A 20,552-nucleotide genomic window follows, 5' to 3' on the forward strand; every position below is an offset into this window, starting at 1 on the left:
CCCCTCACATTCCAATGTAATAAAAACCAAAATATTCCCATTCACAAAAATACATCATTTGATAATAGCTAACTGACTAATATAATCAAAAAATAATTCCTGTTTTAGTCATTTTGCAAGCAAAATTGCGACCCAGTACAAAGAATAAGATAGCATTTTTATAGTAATACAATTGCTATTAACAATAATTTGGAAACAAACGCTTCGTTAAGCGGCCATATACTTCAAGAAAGGATTACTAGTTTTCTCACAAACCCTTTTTAAACATTAATTTCCATTTGTTATACAATCACCAATAAATACAGTTTATACCAGTCAAAAAAAATAATAATACTTAACTGTAGACAAGGAAAACATCTCAATAAAGCAAATCACACATAAAGGGAGAGAAAAAGTCATTCTCTGTTGATGTTAAACAGAAAAATAGCTATCTCAGTACATGAAAGCAATATGTTCTTAACCTTTTCAGAGCAAACAACAGAATGGTTTACAACTTACTTGTCGACATTGCTTGTGGTCTGTACAGATTTAAGTATTTTGGCATTAGTATTAATGAGCTAACATGATGAACAACCAAACCGCAGGCTCGTTAGTATGCGGTTTTATTTACATAAATTTGTGTAATTGTCTGATTTTGATTTGTTCTATCAAACAATATTCATATGCGGGTCAACTCTTTTCGGGAATTCGCCCATAAGGGCGAATTCCTTCAGAAGAAAAAATAAATCTTATTGGCTTCTATTTACCAATCCATAACGTCTTTAAACTCCTCAGTGATGTAGCGTTTTTCCAGCTTAATTGCCAGGAAACTCCGCAAGGCCTCTTTTTCAATATTAAACCTGTCAGCAATCGACGTCAGGGTACGTCCTCGCCTATACTCCTCAACGATGACGTTTTGGTCTCCTTCCGGCAGATCAAAAACATTGTTATACTGATGCTCTGGCGATACAGGCTTTTCGGGTGTCGCCGGTGTTTCTGGTGAAGACTCCTCTGGCGATACCGGTTTTTCCGGTGCTGCGGGTATTCCTGATGGGCCAGGCTCATCGATCCGGGGCCTTTTTGCAGGCAAGTCTAAAAATTCCTCTAATTCATCTAAATCTTCCAACGGAAGTGCATCAATATTCTCCATAATACGCTCAATCGAATGAATATATTTTATCCCCAGAATTTCAGTCACCTTTTGAAGTGAATTCCCTTTTATCAGCAAATCCAGCGCTTGAATTTTTTGCTCATCAGTCAGCTCAGTGATAACCCTGATAGTGGACGCAGACGAGCCTGGTAACGGTGGAGCGATAATGATATTTCCCGCAGCATCCTCCCTTTCAATCACGCCCATCTCTTCCTCTGAAAGGCCTAAATTATGCATAATATCCTGCGGTTCCAAATCGTTACGAAGCATGAAGATGGCCGAATCCCGTGTTTCCACAGGAATTGAGTCCAGCACGCGTTGACTCTCATCGTGCTGGATCTTCTCCACCATCCAGTACGAGATGCCTTGTTTCTCCGCGATTTCCTGCTTGGTCAGCGCCCCCTCACCGCGCTGGTTCAGTAACGTCCACACTTCCGCTCGCTCGGCCGCCGTCAGGTGGATATCGTGCGTACTTGGCGGCATATCCTTGGCAACCCTGGCTACCACCGATTTCGAAATGCCGAACTCCTTCGCCACCGCCTCTATTGTCTTGCCTTGCCCCAGCCTTCCGACGATTAATTTATTACGCGCCCAAATAATCTGGTTTGCAATACCGCGAACGGTTTCTGCTTGTACTTTAAATCGTCCCGCTATCAGTGCTGTGTTCCGTTCACCGTCTTCCAGAGCTTTAATTATTCCGGTACGTATTTGGGGTTCTGCCCGCCACCAGGCACGCGTACCCGTTTCTGAATTAAAGTTCTTCAGCGTATCCCAGACTCTTCGTATGTTGATCTTCAGTTCTTTAGAAATATCAGCTGCCGACATCCCAAAATCCGACAAATCAAAGATCTGCCTCGCCTGACCACGTGTAACCAGCGCCACGTTTGAAGAGATGCGCATCCGAACCGCTCTACGACTCAACCCAATTGGCGTCGCCTCAATATTACGCTTCGCCAACTCGGAAGCCACCTGTGTAAAACTCTCATTTTCCGCGTTAGTAAATCTATCAATAAGCTCAAACAACTCCATCTCTGGCACGAAACCCGGAATCAATTTATTCCGCAAGGCAATCTTTCTTACCGTCGACTTTGCTACATATCCTATCTCAGCCGCTATCTCACGAGAGACTTGCGTAAAGCTTAAAGGCTGGTTATTAGCTTTCATTAGCTCCAGCTTTTGTATTACCAAACTTTCAATCTCCTCAGAAATTACTCCCCGGTTATAAACCTCTGCAGGAATTATTCCGTGAGTCCTCAGGATATCTCGCACTGCATTTGAATTTATAGGGGTTCCACTCTGCGTCAATTCTCTGGCAATGACTACTGAACTTTTTGTTTCATATAATTCAACAATCTTTTGTTGTACATCTTCCGGGTACTTGGTAGACGCTCCCCCTCCGGTTGAATAGGCTGGCCTGATATTTTTCTTTTTTAATTCATAACCAATTCTACTACGGGTTATACCCAGGCCTGGGTAAGCCTCGTTCATCTTTATGGCTATATCTTTTGTTGAATAAGATTCACTAGTTAGCCTAACAATAAAGTCGACTTGTTCATCGGTTAGTTTTATTATCGGTCGCCTGCTTGAAATTCCCAACGTCAATTTTATATCTAAAATTGTCTTCCTCGTGAGAGTCCTGTATTCCTTTGCCACCTCCTTTATAATATCGTCTACAGCAATATTATTGTTCAACATCGTTATTATATTGTCTTTAACAGATTCCGGGATTTTAGTAAAAGATGAACCAATATTTTCTTTTGCCGCAATTTTACCGACCAGTCCCGGCCTAACCCCTAGACCATTACGAAGATGAGTTAATCGTCTGGAAATCTCGGCGTAATTAACTTTTCCCTCCTGCCGCTGTTGTTCCCGTAACGCATCGACAACCTGCTGCTTCTCTTCTGCAGTTAAGGGGGGATTTTGTACTTTTCCTCCACCTTTCAGGCCCACATCGGAATGCGTTTGCCAGACGCCCTCTTCATCCAGAAAAACCGGGTACTGATATTTAACGTTCTTCCCCTCCGTCGAATAGACTCGCCAGGTATCATTTCCCGCGTCAAAAAGGACCGGATAGATATCGCCCGACTGGTTGATATAGTGATGTCCCTTCTCATCAAACAGTATCCCGGTCCCCTCTTCCTCGCTGAGCGGCCCTTCCGGAAACACCTTGTACTCTTCCGGCAGGCTGACCGATGAGGCCGTTTTCTTTGCCTCCGTCAGTACCTCTTCAGCCAGCATGGGGTGGAACTGCCAACGCCCCTGTGGACTCTGCTTCATGGCAAAATGCGGTTTAAATAAATCGTTTCCATTAAACAACTGGAACCGATCCTGACCAGGGTGCCAGTACACTTCATAATATCGCCCGTCCTGGAAAAGGTAATAGTTTCCCGCGTTATCCACATGAATACCGCTATAGCCATTTACCGGCTTCAGTTCCCGCACATTCTTCAGCGTCACCTCGTAACCGCTGAACGGGATATGCTCTGTGGCTTTGGCTTCATTGCGAATTTGCGCCAACGCTCGGATTTCCGTCGCCAGCGTCCCTTCCAGAGCCTTTGCTTCTTTTGCGAGAATGCTGACTGTCTTACCGACCTCATTTAACGCTTCCGCTATAGAGCCGCCGGGAATAAACTCGCTGACCACCATCGCAGCCAAATCGATACCCTGACGAATATTTGCCGGCAGGTGGGGCGTCTGAATGTACCCAGCGGCCAGATTCATAAAAGGAACCAAATCGAATATCGCCACTTCGATGCCTTCCACCGCAGCCAGTAATTTATCGTGCTGCCTGGCGCCTGGGTACGCATCCTGCGACAGGGCATTGTTACTCACCAGCAGAGCCACAAACGCCTCCCACAAATAGTCGGCATAGTAAATGTCCGGCGAAACGGGCAGGCTCAGCAGTGAGAAAAATGAGGTTGGCCCCGTGCGCTGTTCCGCATTCGCGAGTTCTGCAACCTCAACCTCCCACCCACTAATTTTCCGGCTAAAACCGTCGTCCACGCTCAGTTTGTTGAGAAATGCCAGCAGAATCCGATAGGTATATTTATTCGGGTGATTCGTAAACATCTGGCTTCCCAGCGTTCTGAGACGAACCCAGGGATCTCTTTGCGCGCCAGCCGCCGCGACCAGACGCTCCACTTCCGTATTCGCCTCATTCCAGAGCATTTCCTGCTGAGCACGATGGAACTGCAGCCCTTCAAATATTCTTTCCTGAATTTCGATTTGTAGCTCGATAGCCCGGTAGAAATAGAGCTCGGCTCTTTCAATCGTTGGATTATGGGTGAATAATTCCTGTAAAATTTCCAGCTGAATGACCGGCGTAAGATCCTCAGCCGCGATCCAGCGCGTAGCGCCGATCGGCAGCGTAAACATACGCATGACGAATTCGCCTGGGTCGTTCATTGCCGCTGCGGCTTCCTGATAGATACCTTCCGCGATATGAGTAAACTCGTCCATAACTTGTTTACGCTGGTTAGTATCCTGACTGGTGTGGGCATGGTAGATACTTAGCAGCGTTAAAATCTGCCCTAACCAACGCTCCTGCGAGTCATTGGAGACATTGTTGAGTCGATGGTAAATAGGCAGCAGCCATTCATGAAGCGTCTTCACATCATTCGGATATCCGCGATAAGACTGGGCCTCAACGTTTTTCCACATGGCAAAAGCTTTATTTGTCACCTCTTCCAGCTCATAGTTATAGTTCTGGAGGAAATCCGTATGCCATTTTTGTAACTGGGCATTTTCAATATTGGGATAAATTCTCATCATTGTCTTCCTTAAGATTAATTAATTTCAGCAAGATTGCTGACAGTAATAGAACTTGGCTAACGTCTATTTTTAAAACATCTGACTGGCCTGGTTACAGGCTGAGAAACCTTTCTGTTACCAAGAGGAATTACATCGAAAAATGTTGCTCAATATATCGCTCCCCTGATGCTATTAAAAAATAAGACGGCAGGCGTGATACGCTTAACCAACACACAAGACGTTATTAAATTCTGAATAAAACGCGTCAAATGTGCAGAGAAAAATACCATAAACACAGGGTGCAATAATTATCAAAATCAGCGCAGCAAAATGCTTTTAAATGTTCAGTTAAGCGGGCTTAGTATCATAAAAAAGCCTCAATAATAAAAATACAATCACATTCAACAAGATAGCTTCAAGCCACAGATGAATTCTCTTACACTATATTGTATATACAAACGAAAAATTCGATAAAGAACAATTTTAAAATTAGTATTTTTAAACGTGAGATAATTTAAAAAAAACTTACTTACGTTAATTATAATAAAAACTAATTATATAGAGCTAAAATATTATGAAATACTTTCATTAATATTTTATAATATTACATAAAAACATATTTTAACTATCAAAAAAAATAAGAATAAAAATAGATGAGATTAATTATTAAGAATCCTCCAAAAACCCTAGAGACTAAACGGAAAGAAAGTTAAAAGGAGGATCGAAAACGTCAAGCCTGCACATAATTTTGTAGCGCGACACGAGGCTATTCCTATAGTTGCTTTAGCCAATATGTAGTAATAAGTGTAAAGAAACCGGCTGTCTCATCGGCAGTTCCCTACCCAACCGTGCGTTGGGAGTAATTTCAGGGCGCAAAGCCTCGGGGACAATGTAACTACAAAGTATCCGTAAGAATGGGCCTTGAGACTCAATCTGAAGCTGCCAGCCGCAGACGGTAAGAAGCTTAAAAACAAAAATCAATCATACAATATTAAAGCAACACCTTTAAATAAAAATAATAACAACAAAAACCATAATATATGGATACAAAAACCCCGTAAAAATATAAGTAAAAGCTTAAAAAAAGTGATATCAACTAAATATAGATCTAATAGATCGCATTGATATCGCTCATTAGATCTGGAGCAAAACTCACTGTTGGTAGATAGGTCATTAAAAGAATATTATTCTCATTGCAAATGTTTACACAGAATTATAGATCGTGTTTAATCCACAAAAAGATGGATATCTCTCGTCAAGGATGAGGCGCAGCATGGGCCTAAAAGACGGCCATCACCCTTCACCTTCCTTGATAAGAGCTATACCCCACAGCTTAAGACACATTTAGCATGGGAAATTTAGCCATCTAAAAATACAGACCAAAAATTAAACAACACATTAAACATATTATTTTTTGACAAAGAATTCTCATTCTACCTAAAAGTGGGAATGTTTGCGCGAGCAGATGTGAAAAAAGTCTCTCTATCCCTTTTTCGCCCCTTGATTCGCGTGATGAAGGAAATAATTGGCCTAAAAGATATTTCATATATCACGGTTGATTATTCCAACTTTAAATGACGATGTAAGACCAACATGGAGTTTGTTATGAAGTTCAGTAAATATCTTTTAGCTACCGCTATCGCAGCAACGTTTGGCGCAACCGCCGTTCAGGCCGCGTCTAACGGCACCGTTAACTTCACCGGTGAAGTGATCGACAAGACCTGCGATATCACCATCGACGGTAACGCCAGCCCGGCGACCGTCGTGCTGCAGGCCGTTGATAAAACTCAGCTGGCCGCGGCCGGCGCAACCGCCAAGCGCACCGGCTTCAACATTGAGCTGAGCAACTGTTCTGGCTCCGCCTCTGTGACCAACGCCGCAGCGTTCTTTGAGAACGGCGCTACCGTCGATCCGGTCGGCTACCGTCTGAACAACACCATCACCGGCGGAACTGAAGCCAGCAACGTTCAGCTGCAGCTGGTTGACGCCGCGACCGGCAACGCCATCAAGGTGGGCAGCCCGGATCAGCACACCTCTTCCACCACCTACGATCTGAGCTCAGGCTCCGCTACGCTGCCGTACGCCGTTGAGTACTACGCGACCGGCGCCGCCACGCCGGGCCTGGTCGCCAGCGCCGTTAACTTCACCATCAACTATTTCTAATCGGTCGCTATAACCGATTAATCGTATTGATGAGCGTTACACGGGGGGCGGCCAGCCGCTCCCCGCATCAGGGAGAAAAGCCTTCATGAACCACCGCACCGTTTACCGCAGCGCAGCCGCGCTCGTCTTCTCTTTTATCCTGACCGCGCCCGCGCTGGCCGGGATTGTCATCACCGGTACGCGCGTCATTTACCCGGCCGGTGAGCGCGAGGTCACGGTGAAAATCGACAATCGGGGAGATAAGCCCGTTCTTGCCCAAAGTTGGGTCGATGACGGCGACCCGGAAGCCACGCCGGAAACGGCTAAGGCCCCTTTCACCATCACGCCTCCGGTCAACCGCATCAACGCGGGAAAGGGCCAAACGCTGCGCCTGATGTATACCGGCGAGCCGCTGCCCACCGACAAAGAGTCCGTATTCTGGCTCAGCGTGCTGGAAGTGCCTCCTCTGAACAAAGAAAAGCAAAATCAGCTACAGATGGCGTTCCGCTCGCGCATCAAGATTTTTTATCGTCCGGCCGGCCTGCCGGGCAACGCTAACCAGGCAGGACAGTCCGTTACCTGGAAAAGAGTCAAAGGCGGCGTTGAGGGAACGAACCCTACGCCCTACTACGTGTCTCTGGCAAACATCGCTGAAGACAAGGCGGGCAAACGCCCGATCGGCGACGGCGGCATGATAGCCCCCGGCGGAAAAACGTTTTTCTCGCTGAAAAAGAGCCTCGGCACAATCTATCCCTCTTATATCAACGACTATGGCGGCATCAATCCAACGCCGCAGCCGGTTTCCCCGTAAGAGGCGTTGACTAAAAAACACAAAGAGAGCGCCGCGCGCCGGCGCCAAAATAAAAACGTTTCATTTTTTATCAACTATCGCGTCGTTCCGTTACGGCGCTTTTAGTGAAAGGAATTCACATGTCCTCTTTTCATCGTTCACTGTCACCGCTGACCGCCGCCGTTCTGTTAGCCCTCCCCGGCTGGGCCGCTGCGGATGACGACATTGAGTTCAACCCCTATTTTATGAGCCCCGGCAGCCAGCAGCGCATCGACCTGACGCGCTACAATCAGGATCTGGCGCCGGCGGGCGTGCACAGCGCAGAGCTTATCGTCAACGGCCGCCGCATCGGTCGGGATGAAGTCACCGTGCAGGACAGAACGGTGGACGGCAAGCGGGTGCCCAAAGTGGATCTCTGCGTCAAATCCTCTACGCTCGCCGCGCTGGACATCAACGTCGAGCGGCTAAGCGCACAGGCGCAAAAAGAGATCGCCGACCACAAAGAGAACCAGTGCCTGGCGCTAAACCGCCTGCTGCCCGAAGGCAGCGTGACGTTTGACGCCAACGAGCAGTCGCTCAACCTGACCCTACCGGAAATTTATATCGTCCGCCGCCCCCGCGGCTACGTTAACCCCGAGCAGTGGGATACCGGCATCACGGCGGCGACGCTGGGCTACAACCTTAACGCCAGCCGCACCCGCTTTAACGGCAAGGACAACGACACGCTCTACGGCAACATCAACAGCGGCTTTAACCTCAAGGGCTGGTACTTCCGCCACAACGGCGTGTACACCAAAACCACCGATACCGGCAGCGACTACAACAATATCAACACCTACCTGCAAAGAGACATTCCCGCCGTTCAGGGGCGGCTGCTGGTCGGCGACGCCAACACCAAGGGCGAGCTGTTTGACACCCTGTCGTTTCGCGGCGCGCAGATAGCCAATGAAGAACAGATGTTGCCCAACTCGGTCAGGGGCTATGCGCCGGTGGTTCGAGGCACGGCGCGTACGGCCGCTAAGGTCGTTATTCGCCAGGCGGACAACGTGATTTACGAGCGCACGGTCGCGCCCGGCCCGTTTGAAATCACCGACCTGTACCCCACCGGCTACGGCGGCAATCTGGACGTGTCTATTGAGGAGGCGGACGGCTCGCAGCAGAACTTCCAAATTCCCTACTCGTCAACCAGCAACCTGCTGCGCCCGGGCACCCATCACTACAGCCTGACCTACGGCAAGCTGCGTACCACCCAGCTTAGGAGCGAACCGACGCTGATGGAGGGCACCTATCGGCGAGGCGTCAACAACGCCCTGACGCTGTACGGCGGCCTGCAGGGCAACGGCGACTATCAGGCGGCACAGGGCGGCGCGTCTATCGGTACGCCGATCGGCGCCTTCTCGCTGGACGTCACCCACGCTCGCACCAAGCTGGGAGACGCCTGGGGCGTAGATCAGGGAACGATGTCGGGGGAAAGCTATCAGCTCAAATACAGCCAGATAGTGCAAACCACCGGCAGTAACCTGTCGGTGGCGGCCTACCGCTTCTCAACCGACGGCTATATGGACTTTATGACCGCCATGTCGACCCGCGAGCTGCTGTCGCAAAACTACGGCAAGTCGCAGTATCGACGCGCTAAAAACCGCCTGATGGTAAGCGCCTCCCAGCCGCTGCCGCAGGGCTGGGGCCAGTTTTACGTCAGCGCCTGGCAGCAGGCGTACTGGAACGATCAAAGAACCGATCGGCAGTATCAGTTCGGCTACAACAACCGCTACAAAAAGCTCAACTACAACCTGAGCATCAACCGAAATCAGGACGCGTTCGGCAAGTTCCAAAACACCTACATGATTAACCTGATGCTCCCGCTGGACAACCTGTTCGGCTTTAGCCAAATGGGCACCACGGTAACTCGCGGGCCAGGCAACACCATGAATGAACAGCTGTTCGCCTCCGGCACGGCGGGGGACGAACGCCAGTACAGCTACAACGTCACGGCGGGCCACAACCGTCAGGGCGGCGAAGGGCGTGGAAGCAGCAGCAGCCTGGTGGTCAACGGCTCAATGCGCACGCCGTACACCACCATGAGCGCGCTGGCGGGCAGCGGCAAAGACTACGAGACCTACTCGGCCGGCCTGAGCGGCGCGATGGTAGCGCACTCCGGCGGGCTGACGCTTTCGCCCTACAGCGGCGACACCTACGCGCTGATCGAAGCCAAAGGCGCCAAGGGCGCAAAGATGGTGAGCTATCCCGGCATCAAGGTGGACGGCTTCGGCTACGCTCTCGTTCCCTACCTGACGGCTTATCAGCTTAACGAGGTTGAAATCAGCCCGAAGGGGCTATCGAACAACGTAGAGCTGAACCTGACCAGTCAGAAAGTCGCGCCGTACAGCGGCGCAGTGGTGAAAGTGAAGTACGACACTACCGTAGGTTACCCGGCCCTTATCAGCGCGCCGATGGCCAACGGCCAGCCGCTGCCGTTCGGCGCGGAAGCGTTTGACGCCGACGGGCGCCGCATCGGCGTCGTAGGCCAGGGAGGACGCCTGTTCGCCCGCGTTCCGTCAACCGAAGGACAGGTCAAGGTCGTGTGGGGCGAAGCGCCGGACCAGCAGTGCCAGGTGCGCTACATGCTGCCGGCCAATGCGGATCTGGAGAAAGACAATGCCATTAAGTTTAACTCTCGCTGTGAGTAGAAGTAACGTTATGAGATCGCCAAACCTATTCAACCCTCTGTGCCCCTACTGCCGTAAAAACGACAGAGTGACAAAGCACGGAAAAGGCAGCTCCGGGCTGCCCCGCTACCACTGCAAAGCGTGCAGGCGTTCGTTTCAAACGCAGTACTACTACCGAGGCAATCGCCCTGAGACAAATGAGCAGATACGTCAACTCATCGAACAGGGCTGGGCGCCGGAGAAGATTGGCGCCTATCTAAAAATCAGCGCTAACACGGTCAACCGTCGGTTATCGCTCTATAAGCAAAATAAGGGACATTGATGATGAAAATAGCGACACGCCCCTTTGCGGTACACAAGCCAACGCTAGGGAAATATGCAAATCAGCTTGGCTGTCTCTTATTCAGCTCGCTGGCACTGGCGGCATTTCAGTCGCAGGCGGCAACCTGTAAGCCCTATGTTCCCACCTACTACGAAGACTTCTCGATGCCGATTATCGGCCCGGACATATCGACGATTGGGGAAGATATTACCGTTGGATCGGTTATCTACAGCGGCAGCTATAACTTTACCGTCGACAACAATAAAAGAATTGGCTGGAACTGCAAGGTAGAAGCGGCGGACGTTCCTACCACCTACGAAACCTATATTAAGGCCGACGTTATCGCCATGCCGTCGGGGGGGCCTACGTTCTTTGGCGACAAGGCCGTGTATCCGACCAACGTTCCCGGCATCGGCGTCGCCATCAACGTGCAGCCCGCGGCTCTGAACACCTGGAAATATCCCGATACCTGGTATCAGGACCCTACCCCTATCACCTACGCTGGAACGATAGGGAACTTTGGCTACATGGGGTCAACCAAAGTACAGCTTATCAAAACCGGCCCCATCGCCACGGCGGGAACCCAGCAGGTGTTAAGTTCGTCGTTTCCTACAATCCAACTTTCCGTCGGCGCCATCGCGCCCGCCCCGTTTGAACAACCCTTTATGACCCTCAGCTTCAGCGGCGCAATGACCATGCATACCAAAACCTGCCAGTTGGAAACGACGGTGATAGACGTAGAGTTAGGCTCGCACCCGCGCGCCGACTTTACCGGCGTCGGCAGCGGCACCGAGTGGAAGGATTTTGACATCATTCTGAAAAACTGCCCGCCGTTCCACGGCTACTCGCAGGAAAACGCCTACGAATATTCTTACGTTGAAAGCACAGATAGAACGTTGGGCAACGGCAGAGCCAACAATGTCTCAATCACCTTTAACAGCGCCCACGGCACTTATAACGCGCGCACGGCCCTGCTGGAAAGCGGACCGGACTCTGCTGAGGGCATCGGCATTGAGGTTGCCAGAAGAGGAGACTACACCTATAACGTCAGCCTTAACGGTATGACGCCCTACTCAATTCCTTCCCTAACCACCAGCGATGGAGGAACCTACGTCTACCCGCTGAGGGCCAGATACGTCCAGTACGATTCCAACGTCAAGGGCGGCAAGGCGAACGGGGCCGTGGTTTTTACCGTTACCTATCAGTAACGGAATACGGATGAGAGACAGGGTTCCGCTGACCGACGGTTATCTAAAAATCGGCGTTAACGCGACCGCGCGCCGGTTAACGTTTTATAAGCAAAATTAAGAGACTTTAATAATGAAAATGACGGCGCGCAGGACGTATACAGGGCCGCTCTGCCGACTTTTATCAGGCGCTTTGGCACTGGTAGCGCTACAGGCGCAGGCGGTGAACTGTGAGTTTACCTCTCTTTTCACTGAAAACCTGACAATCCCGGTGATCGGGCCGGGTCTTTCAACGGTCGGAGAGGATGCTCCCATTGGAAAAGTCATTTATTCCGCCCAGTTCATGGGCACGTCCAGAAATACCTCCTATGAATGCACGATAACCGTAGAAGATCTGGAGGCCGGGCAAGGCCAGCAGTTAATGAACGTTTATAACAAGATTGAGACGATCGCCACGCCGTCAGGCGCGCCGACGCAGTCTGGCGATAAGTCCGTTTATCCGACAAACGTTCCCGGCGTCGGTGCCGTTTTTTATATGACGGGCTCGGTTTTTAACAACGCACAGTATCCCGCTATTTGGGAAAGAGAGTTTCAGATAGGGTATGGCACGACAACTCAGGGCCTGGGCCAGGTTTCAATAGTAAAAATAGAGCTGATTAAAACCGGGCCAATACCGGCGGGTACTCAGCTGGTTTTGGGATCTTCGTTTCCCACCTTTCAAATATCCTCCGGCTCCAAATCCCCGATCGCTACCGATCGCGTATTTGTCACGGTGAATTTTAGCGGCGCCATCACAGCGCATACGAAAACCTGCCAGCTGGCTACGCCGGTGATTGACGTCAGCCTTGGCCTGCATCAACGCGCCAGCTTTACCGGCGTCGGCAGCGCAACCGAGTGGAAAGGGTTTGAGATTACGCTGAAGGACTGCCCTCCCTTTTATGGCTACGGCCAGTATAGATATACCGAGTCCAGCGGCTTAACAACCGGTACAAGCAGCGCTAACCGCGTAGCGCTGGCGTTTAACAGCGCCCACGGCGTTGTTGAAAACAATCCCCTGCTGGCCAAGCTGGAAAGCGGGCCGAACTCGGCCGAAGGTATTGGCATTGAGGTGTCCGAAGGTGGTGTAGATAATCCTATAAATCTTGATGGGACCGGCGGCTTCGATCTTCAGAACTTACTCACGGATGACGGAGCGACCTACGTTATTCCGCTGAAGGCCCGCTACGTTCAGTATGATACAAACGTAAAAGCCGGAATCGCGAATGGCGCCGTGGTTTTTACTATCACTTATCAGTAGCGTAATGAAAAGCCCTTGCTGCCGGTTTCACGGATACCGCACCGGTGAAACCGGATGAAAAAAGCCAGGTTTTCCCTGGCTTCATAAACGTGAAATAAACTTCTAGCGAAGGATCTAAACCTTAATCCCCGCCCTTTCCATCACCTCAACCAGCTTCAGCGTCTTCTCGTTAGACAGCCGCTCTACCGGCGCCAGCACCTCGGGGGAGATGTCCAGCCCGCTCAGGCGAATCGCCTGTTTGATGACGCCGAAGAACGGCGTTTCCAGGCCGTAGACCGTCGACAGCTGAGAAAGGCGGCGCTGCAGGTTAAACATCGTCTCATAGTCTTTCTCTTTCCAGGCGCGATAGATGCCGCAGGTAATGTCGGAGGCAAAGTTGGCCGTCGCCGGAATGCCGCCGTTGCCGCCCATAATCAGCGTATCCATCATGTATTCGTCAAAACCCGAGAACACCACGAAGTCGCTGCGTACCGGGCGAACCTGATTGATGATTTCACGCACGTGGCTAATGTTGTCCACCGTGTCCTTGATGCCGATAATATTCGGTTCGTTTTCCGCCAGACGCTTGATAAGGCCGACGCTGATATCCTGCCCGGTCAGCGCCGGAAAGTTGTACAAAATCACCGGCGACTTAACGGCGCGGGCCACGCGGCTGAAGTGGTTATACATGAACTCTTCGCTGAGCAGCGCGTAGTACGGGTTCAATACCAGCACGGCGTCAACGCCGAGAGCGTCGGCATGCTGGCCGAACTCAATCACCTCTTCGGTGCTTGGGCTGCTGATGCCCAGCAGCACCGGCACTCGCCCGGCGATGTGCTTAACGGCGAACTCTGCCACCTCGAAGCGGCGCGCTTTCGGCATGTGGCAAAACTCGCCGCCGCTGCCGAGGATCAGCATACCGTCTACGCCTTCGTTGACCAGTTTATCGATGAGCTTGCCCATACCAACGGTATCAAGACGCCCGTCCTGATGAAATACGGTAGGAACCGGCGGATAGACGCCGCAAAACTTGCTTAAGTCAGCCATTATGTACCTTCTTACTCCATGAAAAATCGGTCTGCGGCGCCCCGCACGAAAGTGGACGGGGCGCCGCGCTTACTGCTTTGTTATCGCCAGTCGACTAGCTGGTATAGGCGCCCGCCATCAGGGACGCGGCCCGCTGGGTAAACTGCTTATAGATGCCTCTGCGCTTTGAGTAGTCCGGCTGCACCCAGCGCGTGCGGCGCTCGGCCAGAATGACCTCGATCTCTTCCGGCGTCTTGCGCTCGCCCTTCACGCCGACGACGTTCAGGCGGCGCGCGGGAACGTCCATCTCGATCAGATCGCCGTCTTCCACCAGCGCAATCGGCCCGCCGTCCGCCGCTTCCGGCGAAACGTGCCCAACGCACGGGCCGCTGGTCGCGCCGGAGAAGCGCCCGTCGGTAATTAGCGCTACGCGGCCGTCAAGGCGTGCGTCATAGACGATGGCATCGGTCGTCATCAGCATTTCCGGCGCGCCGGAGCCTTTTGGCCCTTCGTAGCGAATGAACAGCACGTCGCCCGGCTCAACTCGGTTGTTGATAATCGCCTGCTGTGCGCCCTCTTCCGAATCGAACACCCTCGCCGGGCCGGTGTGCTGATGCATGTCGGCGCGGCAGGCGGCGTATTTGATAACCGCGCCGTCCGGCGCGATGTTGCCCTTCAGAATGGCGATAGAGCCCTTCTTGGTCGCGGACTCCGGGTGTCTTATCACGTCTTCCGGCGCCACTCGGTGGTTGGCCAGATAGCCGCGGTTGCGCTCGAAGAAGCCGGACTGCTGCAGCATCTCCAGGTTATCCCCCAGAGAACGGCCGGTGACCGTCATCACGTCCAGATCCAGCTTGTCGCGCAGCAGCCACTGGATCATCGGCACGCCGCCGGCGAACCAGAACAGCTCGGTGACGTACTCGCCGCTCGGCTGAATGTTGGTCAGATACGGGATGTCGTGGTTAATGCGGTCAAACGTTTCCGGCTTAAGCTCCCAGCCCAGCTCGTGGGCAATGGCCGGCAGGTGGATAAGCGCGTTGGTGCTGCCGCCGATGGCCGCGTGCACCTTGATGGCGTTTTCAAACGCCGCCGGGGTCAGGATCTTACCGCTGGTAATGCCCTTCTCGGCCAGGAACATGGCCTGATGGCCCGCGGCGCGGGAAACGCGGCGGATCTCCGACATGGTGGACGGCATAATGGCGCTGCCCGGCAGGGCCATCCCCAGCGCTTCGGACATACACTGCATGGTGCTGGCGGTACCCATAAACTGGCAGGCGCCTGCGGTCGGGCAGCCGCACTGCTGGTGCGCCTCAACCTGCCTGACGCCGATCTCCCCCTTCTTTAGCTTGGCGGTCAGGCCGCCCAGATCGGAGGTGCTCATATTCGGCGCGGGCCGCATGGAGCCGCCCGGAATGTGCACCAGCGGCATGTCCAAACGCGCGGCGGCGATCAGGTGCGCCGGCACGGATTTGTCGCAGCTGGAAATCAGCACCGCGGCGTCATAGGGCACCACCGAGGCGTGGATTTCCACCATGTTGGCGATGGCTTCGCGGGAGGCGAGGATGTAGTTCATCCCGTCGTGGCCCTGCCCCCAGCCGTCGCAGATGTCGGTGACGTGGTGGCGCACCGCGCGGCCGCCGCTCTCGTGGACGCCCAGCACCGCCTCATACCCTAACTCGCCCAGATGGAAGCTGCCCGGATGGCTTTCGCCGTAGCAGTCGTCAATCAGCACCTGCGGCTTTTGCGTATCTTCCTTGCTGTAGTTCATGCCCATGCGTAGCGCATCTAATTGGGACCAGAGGTCGCGGGCGCCCTGACATTTTTGTTTCATTGCTCTATTCCTTCTTTCTGATTTATTCAATCACGACAGTGTTTATTGGCCGACCGCTACTGCTTGGGCGGGCGCGCCGTAATGGCGGGTAAGGTAAACAGCAGCCCGCTGGCGATAAGCAGCGCGGCAACCAGTACGAACATGCCGGCATTCTGGCTGACGGTCATCGTCAACAGGCCAACCAGATACGGGCCGATGAAGCCGCCGAGGTTGCCCAGCGCGTTGATGCTTCCGCGCACCCCGCCAAGAACGTTGGACGGGAACAGTAAAGGCGGCAGCGTCCAGAACGGGCCGGCGTAGGCCTGCAGGAAGAAGCCGCACAGCACCATGATGCCGTAGGAAACCCAGATGCTGTCTTTCATCACCAGCGACAGCGTCAGGCAGACGGCGAAGCCCAGCAGTGGAATGGCCGTATACAGGCGGCGGTTCATCGTCTTGTCGCACCATTTGGCGATGTAGTACTGGCCGAAGATGCACAGCACGTAAGGGGCTGCCGTCAATACGCCGACCATCGTCATGCCGCTGCCGGTCAGGTTTTTAATCAGGTTCGGCATCCACAGGGCAAAGCCGTAGAACCCGACCTGAACGAAGAAGTAGATGCCGATAAGCTTCCACAGGTTGACGCTGCGAATGACGGTGCTGATGCTGGCCTTGTCGTCTACGGCGGCGTTGGCTTTGTCTTCCGCCAGCTTACGCTCAATCCACTCGCGCTCTTTAGGGTCAAGCCACTTGGCCTGATGGGGGTGGTCGGACACCATCGGCATCCACACGAACAGCAGCGCCAGCGAAAGTACGCCCTCGATGATGAACATTTCGCGCCAGCCGTGCAGCTCGATAAGCCAGCCGGACAGCGGACCGGTGATAATAGACGCCACTGCCAGGTTCATCTGGAAGAAGGCAATCGCGCGCGCCCTCTCCTCGTTAGGGAACCAGTGGCCTATCAGCGCCAGAATCGCCGGATACACGCCGCCTTCCGCGACGCCGAGGATAAAGCGGATAATCAGAAGCTGGGTCTGATTCTGTACGAAACCGGTTAACAGCGCAAAGCCGCCCCAGGCGACGATCGTCCAGGCGATAAACTTTTTGGCGCTGTAGCGTTCGGCGATGTGGCCGCCGGGAATTTGCAGGAAAATGTAGCCGATAAAGAATATCCCGGCGACCAGCCCGGCGAAGGAAGCCGTCATGCCGAGATCTTTATCCATGCCGCCGGCAATACCGATCGCGATATTGGTGCGGTCCATATAGGCAACGATATAGACGAGAATGGTGGCCGGGATGATGTGCATCCAGCGACCTTTCCCTACGGGTTTATTGGAATCTGTGCTCATTTAATAATGTTCCTTGGCTCAACCGCTAAATGTTTAACAGGGAAACGCATCGTTTTACTCATTGTCTTATCCCTTTCGAGATTTCGTTCCATATACAGAACTATCGTTCTATATATAAAACAATCTTCATCTCATCTCTTTCGCGTGTCAATCACCGCATAACGGAAAGTTGAATAACTGTGAGCTGCCTCATGCTGTAAACGCTGAATCCATCCAACATATTGGAATTCTGTTTCTTAAAAATCATAACACGATGATTTAAATGAAAATATTTTATATCACTTCTAAAACATGCTCTCTGTCGCAAAATTTTCCTTTTCGGTTGACGCTTCCTGATGAAGGGTGAAATATAGATCTACATATAGAACAATTGTTCCATATACAGAATCACAGTTAATCTTAAGGAGACGTTATGATCACGACCGCCATTTTCCCCGGCCGCTACGTACAGGGCGCAGGAGCAATAGAGCACTCTTTGGCCGATGAGTTATTGAGATTGGGCAAAAAAGCGTTGGTGTTGCAGGACCCCGTCGTTCACCAAAAGCTGGGCGCGGCCATAGACAAGGCGCTACAGGGAAAGATCGACTACCGCGTTGAAGTGTTCAACAGCGAATGTTCCGATGAGGAAATCGAGCGTATATCAGCGCTGGCTCAGTCCTACGGCACAGAGGTTATCGTCGGCATCGGCGGCGGAAAAACGCTGGACACCGCCAAAGCGACCGGCGCGTCGCTCAAGCGCCCCATCGCCATCGTGCCGACGCTGGCGTCCACCGATGCGCCCTGTAGTTCTTTAGTGGTTATCTACACCGCACAGGGGCAGTTCAAGCGCTACTTGATGATCCCGCGCAACCCGGACGTAGTGGTGGTTGACTCTTCCGTTATCGCCCAGGCGCCGGTGCGCTTTTTAATCTCCGGCATCGGCGACGCGCTGGCCACTTGGTTTGAGGCGGAAGACTGCCGCATAAAAATGGCGGGCAACATGACCGGCCGCCCCGGCCCGATGTCCGCCTTCGGGCTGGCCCGGCTCTGTTACGATACGCTGTTGCAGTACGGAGTGTTGGCCAAATCCGCCTGCGAGCAGCAGAAGGTCACCCCGGCGCTGGAGCACGTTATTGAAGCCAACACGCTGCTTTCCGGCCTGGGCTTTGAAAGCGGCGGCCTGGCGGCGGCGCACGCCATCCACAACGGCCTGACCGTTTTACCGCAAACCCACGGCTACTGGCACGGCGAAAAGGTAGCGTTCGGTACGCTGGCGATGCTAATGCTGACCGACCGCGAACCGGAGGTTATCGATACGGTTTACCGCTTCTGTCAGGACGTCGGCCTGCCGACAACGCTGGCTGACATCGGCCTTGCCAACGTCAGCGACGACGACCTAATGAAAGTGGCGCAGGCCTCCTGCCAGCAGGGAGAAACCATGCACAACGAGCCGCATGAAGTGACGCCTAATAGCGTGCTGGCCGCCCTGCGCGCCGCCGACGCAGAAGGATGCAGACGCAAAGCGATACGTTAAGGCGCGCGCGCCATAAAGCAAAGGCCCGGCGTTACGCCGGGCCAATATGACGAACTTCTGCTGCCGCTCTACTCCGCCACCCACACGCTCACGCTGGCGTCATTGCAGGTAAAAACCCCCTTTCCTTCGCCGTCGCAAATGACCTTTTCCTGACGATGTCCCAGCAGGTCATACCAACTTTTTCCGGAGAAGTGCTCCCCCATCGGGATCGTTTTCTCCCCGTCATCGCCGTTGGACATCACCACCACACATCCCGGCTTATCCTCCGTGCCGCTGCGGGTGAAGGCAATACAGTTCGGGTGATCCAGATAGTCGGTCTGCACGCCCCAAGCGAAGCGCTGCCGCGCCGATATCAGGATTTCCAGCTCGGCGATGACGGGCATATCAATTTTATAGGTTTCGCCATCGCCTCCGGCGCCCTCGTAGCTGGCGCCGAACAGATCGGGATAGAACACCGTCGGTACCCCCTGCTCGCGCAGCAGGATCAGCGCGTAGGCTAACGGCTTAAACCAGGGTTCCACCGGCGCTTCGAGAGACTGCAGCGGCTGAGTGTCATGGTTGGCGACGATGGTCACGGCGTGCCACGGATCGGCGGCAACCAGCGAACCGTCAAAGATTGTGGACAAATCGAAGTCGCGCCCCTGAAGCGAGGCCTGGTGAAAATTGATATGCAGAGGCGCATCAAACAGCATGGTTTTCCCCTCGACCTGGTCGATGTACTGCTGAAGCCTGTCGGTTTCAAAGGACCAATACTCGGCAACGATGAACTTAGGCTCCTCTGACGCCGCCTGAACGTGCTCGATCCAGTCTTTATAAAACCAGGCGGGGATATGCTTGACCGCATCCAGCCGGAAGCCGGAACACGGCACCTGCTCCATTACCCAGCGAGCCCAGTATTTAAGCTCCTCGCTGACCGCATAGTTACGGAAATCGACGTTAGCGCCCATCAGATAGTCAAAGTTGCCCAGCTCTTCATCAACCTCCGTATTCCAGCCTTCCTCCGTGTAGTCGTTAACGATTTTGAAAACGCCGTTTTCATCAGGGTTTTCAATATGGTCAACGCCGCTGAAGCAGTGATAGTCCCAGACAAACTGCGAATACTTTCCCCCGCGGCCGGGAAACGTGAAGCGCGTCCAGGCTTCAGCCTCAATGACTTCGTCGTCAATCTCTTCCCGATTATCCGGATTCACGCGGTTTACCCTAACCGCTTCCTTCTCATCTGCGCCCATTTTGTGATTAAGAACGACGTCCAACAAAACGCCGATCCCGTGCGCCCTCAGCGCTGAAACGGCATCGATCAGCTGCGCCCTGTCGCCATATTTGGTAGCGACAGAGCCCCGTTGGTCAAACTCGCCGAGATCGAACAGGTCATAGGCGTCATACCCTACCGAATAGCCGCCGGAGCCGCCCTTGTACGGCGGCGGTAGCCACACCATAGAAATACCCGTCTGCGCCAGCCACTCGGCGCGCTCGACCACTTCCGGCCACAGCTTGCCGCCTTCGGGGTAATACCAGTGAAAGAACTGCAGCAGGGTTGGATTTTCCATCTTGCGACTCCGTTAAAGAACAGGCTTTAACTTAAAGCCTAGCCG

At 52.9% G+C, this 20,552-nt stretch carries 12 protein-coding genes; 7 read left to right on the forward strand and 5 right to left on the reverse strand.

What is annotated here, in order from left to right; genetic code table 11:
- Positions 1-742 precede the first annotated feature (742 nt).
- Positions 743-4,900 carry a hypothetical protein gene (locus V8L73_RS11360; RefSeq protein WP_347253024.1) on the reverse strand — a complete coding sequence of 1,386 codons (4,158 nt, stop codon included), beginning with the start codon at positions 4,898-4,900 and terminating at the stop codon, positions 743-745.
- Positions 4,901-6,484: 1,584 nt separating this feature from the next.
- Here V8L73_RS11360 and V8L73_RS11365 point away from each other — a divergent pair.
- The 6 genes from V8L73_RS11365 to V8L73_RS11390 all read left to right on the forward strand — a co-directional run bounded on the left by V8L73_RS11365 (position 6,485) and on the right by V8L73_RS11390 (position 13,283).
- Entirely contained in the window at positions 6,485-7,042 is a 558-nt protein-coding gene (locus V8L73_RS11365; protein ID WP_027272915.1) for a fimbrial protein, read from the forward strand.
- An 85-nt stretch (positions 7,043-7,127) separates the two neighbouring features.
- Positions 7,128-7,832, forward strand: a complete 705-nt coding sequence (locus tag V8L73_RS11370; RefSeq protein WP_027272914.1) for a fimbrial biogenesis chaperone — start codon at positions 7,128-7,130, stop codon at positions 7,830-7,832.
- 119 nt (positions 7,833-7,951) lie between these two features.
- On the forward strand, positions 7,952-10,498 hold the full coding sequence (locus V8L73_RS11375) for a fimbria/pilus outer membrane usher protein (protein WP_347253025.1): 2,547 nt from the start codon (positions 7,952-7,954) through the stop codon (positions 10,496-10,498).
- A 10-nt stretch (positions 10,499-10,508) separates the two neighbouring features.
- Positions 10,509-10,799 (forward strand): IS1 family transposase, encoded by a 291-nt coding sequence (locus V8L73_RS11380; protein ID WP_134389068.1) that lies wholly within the window; start codon positions 10,509-10,511, stop codon positions 10,797-10,799.
- 2 nt (positions 10,800-10,801) lie between these two features.
- Positions 10,802-12,007: a fimbrial protein gene (locus V8L73_RS11385; protein WP_261830785.1), complete on the forward strand. Its 1,206-nt coding sequence runs from the start codon at positions 10,802-10,804 to the stop codon at positions 12,005-12,007.
- A 172-nt stretch (positions 12,008-12,179) separates the two neighbouring features.
- Positions 12,180-13,283 carry a fimbrial protein gene (locus V8L73_RS11390; protein ID WP_161624097.1) on the forward strand — a complete coding sequence of 368 codons (1,104 nt, stop codon included), beginning with the start codon at positions 12,180-12,182 and terminating at the stop codon, positions 13,281-13,283.
- Between the two features lie 114 nt (positions 13,284-13,397).
- On the opposite strand, the gene V8L73_RS11395 is transcribed toward V8L73_RS11390, so the two are convergent.
- The 3 genes from V8L73_RS11395 to V8L73_RS11405 all read right to left on the reverse strand — a co-directional run bounded on the left by V8L73_RS11395 (position 13,398) and on the right by V8L73_RS11405 (position 17,447).
- Complete coding sequence (locus V8L73_RS11395) at positions 13,398-14,309, reverse strand: dihydrodipicolinate synthase family protein (protein ID WP_347253026.1); 912 nt, start codon at positions 14,307-14,309, stop codon at positions 13,398-13,400.
- Positions 14,310-14,403: 94 nt separating this feature from the next.
- Positions 14,404-16,119, reverse strand: coding sequence for a dihydroxy-acid dehydratase (gene ilvD / locus V8L73_RS11400; protein ID WP_261830783.1), 1,716 nt, complete (start codon positions 16,117-16,119; stop codon positions 14,404-14,406).
- A 56-nt stretch (positions 16,120-16,175) separates the two neighbouring features.
- The gene (locus tag V8L73_RS11405) at positions 16,176-17,447 is read right to left on the reverse strand and encodes an MFS transporter (protein ID WP_036023040.1); all 1,272 of its coding nucleotides are present in this window, start codon (positions 17,445-17,447) and stop codon (positions 16,176-16,178) included.
- A gap of 412 nt (positions 17,448-17,859) precedes the next feature.
- Between V8L73_RS11405 and V8L73_RS11410 the strand changes: the two genes are divergently transcribed.
- Entirely contained in the window at positions 17,860-18,960 is a 1,101-nt protein-coding gene (locus V8L73_RS11410; protein WP_347253027.1) for a glycerol dehydrogenase, read from the forward strand.
- 68 nt (positions 18,961-19,028) lie between these two features.
- Here V8L73_RS11410 and amyA read toward each other — a convergent pair whose 3' ends face one another.
- Entirely contained in the window at positions 19,029-20,507 is a 1,479-nt protein-coding gene (gene amyA, locus V8L73_RS11415) for an alpha-amylase (protein WP_347253028.1), read from the reverse strand.
- Between the last annotated feature and the right edge of the window lie 45 nt (positions 20,508-20,552).

Origin of the sequence: Leminorella grimontii (genome assembly GCF_039789245.1) — a bacterium.
Taxonomy (GTDB): Bacteria; Pseudomonadota; Gammaproteobacteria; order Enterobacterales; family Enterobacteriaceae; genus Leminorella; species Leminorella grimontii.

Coding starts and splice junctions, on each gene's coding strand:
- V8L73_RS11410 (WP_347253027.1), top strand. CDS start 17,860: ATGATCACGACCGCCATTTTCCCCGGCCGCTACGTACAGGGCGCAGGA.
- amyA (WP_347253028.1), bottom strand. CDS start 20,507: ATGGAAAATCCAACCCTGCTGCAGTTCTTTCACTGGTATTACCCCGAA.
- V8L73_RS11405 (WP_036023040.1), bottom strand. CDS start 17,447: ATGAGCACAGATTCCAATAAACCCGTAGGGAAAGGTCGCTGGATGCAC.
- V8L73_RS11360 (WP_347253024.1), bottom strand. CDS start 4,900: ATGATGAGAATTTATCCCAATATTGAAAATGCCCAGTTACAAAAATGG.
- V8L73_RS11385 (WP_261830785.1), top strand. CDS start 10,802: ATGAAAATAGCGACACGCCCCTTTGCGGTACACAAGCCAACGCTAGGG.
- V8L73_RS11380 (WP_134389068.1), top strand. CDS start 10,509: ATGAGATCGCCAAACCTATTCAACCCTCTGTGCCCCTACTGCCGTAAA.
- V8L73_RS11375 (WP_347253025.1), top strand. CDS start 7,952: ATGTCCTCTTTTCATCGTTCACTGTCACCGCTGACCGCCGCCGTTCTG.
- V8L73_RS11395 (WP_347253026.1), bottom strand. CDS start 14,309: ATGGCTGACTTAAGCAAGTTTTGCGGCGTCTATCCGCCGGTTCCTACC.
- V8L73_RS11365 (WP_027272915.1), top strand. CDS start 6,485: ATGAAGTTCAGTAAATATCTTTTAGCTACCGCTATCGCAGCAACGTTT.
- V8L73_RS11370 (WP_027272914.1), top strand. CDS start 7,128: ATGAACCACCGCACCGTTTACCGCAGCGCAGCCGCGCTCGTCTTCTCT.
- ilvD (WP_261830783.1), bottom strand. CDS start 16,119: ATGAAACAAAAATGTCAGGGCGCCCGCGACCTCTGGTCCCAATTAGAT.